Origin of the sequence: Fusibacter paucivorans (genome assembly GCF_018390735.1) — a bacterium.
GTDB lineage: Bacteria > Bacillota > Clostridia > Peptostreptococcales > Acidaminobacteraceae > Fusibacter > Fusibacter paucivorans.
Genome location: NZ_JAHBCL010000075.1, coordinates 1 through 2769 on the forward strand (window position 1 = coordinate 1; position 2769 = coordinate 2769).

The 2769-nt window shown below is 31.3% G+C and carries 4 protein-coding genes; all 4 read right to left on the reverse strand.

Annotated elements, in window-relative coordinates; translation table 11 throughout:
- Positions 1 to 14: 14 nt before the first annotated feature.
- Complete coding sequence (locus KHM83_RS19445; protein ID WP_213238701.1) at positions 15 to 350, reverse strand: NUDIX domain-containing protein; 336 nt, start codon at positions 348 to 350, stop codon at positions 15 to 17.
- 360 nt (positions 351 to 710) lie between these two features.
- Positions 711 to 1046 carry a hypothetical protein gene (locus KHM83_RS19450; RefSeq protein ID WP_213238702.1) on the reverse strand — a complete coding sequence of 112 codons (336 nt, stop codon included), beginning with the start codon at positions 1044 to 1046 and terminating at the stop codon, positions 711 to 713.
- Positions 1039 to 1554, reverse strand: coding sequence for a DUF6036 family nucleotidyltransferase (locus tag KHM83_RS19455; protein WP_213238703.1), 516 nt, complete (start codon positions 1552 to 1554; stop codon positions 1039 to 1041). The genes KHM83_RS19450 and KHM83_RS19455 overlap by 8 nt, the downstream gene beginning before the upstream one ends.
- Before the next feature lie 442 nt (positions 1555 to 1996).
- Positions 1997 to 2380, reverse strand: a complete 384-nt coding sequence (locus tag KHM83_RS19460; RefSeq protein WP_213238704.1) for an SdpI family protein — start codon at positions 2378 to 2380, stop codon at positions 1997 to 1999.
- Positions 2381 to 2769 lie beyond the last annotated feature (389 nt).

The following is a 2769-nucleotide window of genomic DNA, read 5'->3' on the forward strand; positions in this document are numbered from 1 at the left end:
TCACTTGCTTCTCTTCAACAAAGAGAGCTACAGAAAGCGGTATGCATTAACCAAGTAAAGTCGTTATCTGGCAATTGTATTTTTAATTGCCATTTCATGTATTTTATTATTGCCAAATACACGTGATATTGATCAGGTCCTGAAAAAACACCATATAATTCTATGCGATTAGCCGTTAATCCGGTTTCTTCAAACAATTCTCGTTTAGCGGCATCCTCTACGATCTCGCCTACTTCGATCGCACCCCCGTGATACCCCCAGCATTGATTATCCGTTCTTTTTTGTAATAATACTTCATTGTTTCTATATAAAATGATACTTGCCCCACAGAGCTGGAATACTTTTCCCATTTGATCACTCCCATACTGTAAATAACCCTTTTCTCAAAAAAGGAAAAGGGTGATACCGTCGTTAAATATTATTCTTTTCGACTTTGCGGATGATAATTTGTGAAACCGCAATCATTGTGAATGTATGAAAAAATACTTGTAGTTTATTCCCACCGATTTCGTTTAATAAATCCCAAAAATAACTCAGTGGTCGAGTTTGAGAAAGGATACTTATAAAAAACCATAATACAATTAAGAGCAGTATTTTGCTTATTTCTCGAACTGTTTTTTTCAATATTGTCTTTATCATTTAATCACACCTTAGGATTCATCTGACAAGTATTAGCTGGTTTATATGAAGTAATTCTCGGAATTCCTAAATTAATGCCAGTACTGAGTGCTCAGTAGTAAGTCTATTAACTTTAATTTTTCATCAAGGTCGTCTATTGCCACGTTATTATTTTGTCCGTCAAAACCGTAACCCCAAAGCTCCCACGAAAAAACTTTAAATGATGGGTATTCGTTTATGTTTTCACCTATTTCCCATATTAATTTTTGAAGTTTTTCATACTCTAATGCATTTAACTGCTTTAATGCTAAGAAAGTTTCAATACTTTTTAGAGGTTCAATTGACTTAACTAATTTATATCGATATTCGTCTTTGGCTGCATTTAGTGCGATAAAATTATCAAGTGATTTTGTAAATTGATTATACATTGTATTTCTCCCTAAATAAGCGGCTATTCATTACAAATGCTTGCTTAACGCGTTCACTAAAATCTTTTCTACTTATTACATTTGCAATTAATGATGAAATTATTTCTATATCTGATTTTTCAATAAGGTGATTTATATCGTCTTGGTCTTTCACCGAGTAGCGTCCCAATTTGCTTACAATAATATCCTCGGCAGATAAAACATAATATCTTAATGTTGTAAATCCTTCTAATAATTTAGCTCTTTGTTCATATCCATCTGCAATAGGCGTAACATAAGTATCAAGCATATCAAATCTATCAAATAATCTAAAGACCTTCCCTACTGTTGAGCTATAGTTTATATCAATAAAATCTATATCCAATGTTGCTCTATCTAAGTAGTCACCCAATATACAGCCTGATCCGCCTAATAAGTATATTGGTGGACAATCAATTTTTTTAAATGTTGCGTATTCATCTGCATCATGTAATAATGTTAACAATACTTCTCTATTTTTTGAATACATTTTTAATGCTCCTTAAGGACATATTGATATAGATCCATTTTAACATATTTCTAAATTACGAACCTTAGAGAATTTCCGAGTGTATAATCTCATATATCGTTCCCCCGCTGACCGTTACTGTATTATGTGATGAAATTTATGATTCTTGTCTGCTTCAATAATCCTATTTTAATGCATGTATGCTACAATTAAGTTATTCTTATCAGTGTTAAATGGGGGCATAGCCATCATGTTCATACCAATCATGGTTAAGATATAATTTTTTATTACAGTAAAAGTGGAAATATATAGGTATATATGTCAGATATTAAATTGAACAAATTTTCTATTTCTATATAACCATCTGTAATATACATTCTTTCCGTAAAAGGAAATTTATTGTCCAGTCTAAGTTAATTTAATCTTTTATCCATTATATATCCTTTTAATTATATTCAAATAATTATTCATCTATTCTTCTGCCATCTTTATCAAAATTTCTTTTCAATGCTTTTTCAACTGGAAATATTGAACCTGTAAGAATGAATAATTGTATTATCACTATAAGTCCGCCTACCTTGCCTATAATTTCATTGCTCTTTCCAATAATGATTATCATAGGACTAATGGTACCAATTAACACTATCCATCCTAGCTTAGTCCACAAGAGCCCGCAATAATTATGTGCGTATATCCAAGTTTCTTGATTCTTCATAGATCTACTTGAACGATAACCATAGAAAGCATTTATTTTTTTTGGTGGTCTCTTCATAAATATTTTTCCAAAAACCAACATCGTTATAGGGACCATCATAAGCATTGAAATCATAAAAATCCAGAATAGCATCACGGATCCTCTTTTCTTTCGTAAATAGGTTTTCTGCTTCAACTTTATGGAAACACTGATACTCTAATCTTTTTTAGTTACTGTTCTTATTATCATGCTTCCGTTCATAATGTCGATCATAATATATTATAATTAAAGTAATTACTCCCGTTCGCAAACCAGATTGTATTCTATACGCCCAAACATCATCAAAGTATTTCCAAATGTAACTCAAAGGTCTAACTTGATATAAAGTACTTATCATAAACCATACTACAAGTAGTATCAATTGGTCTTCTGTCAAGAAAAAGGACAACTTAAACGTAGAATCTTTAAACAACTTTTATGATTACTAACTGACAAATTCAAGTTCATAATCGTAGGGTGATATCATACCGCAATGCGAATGT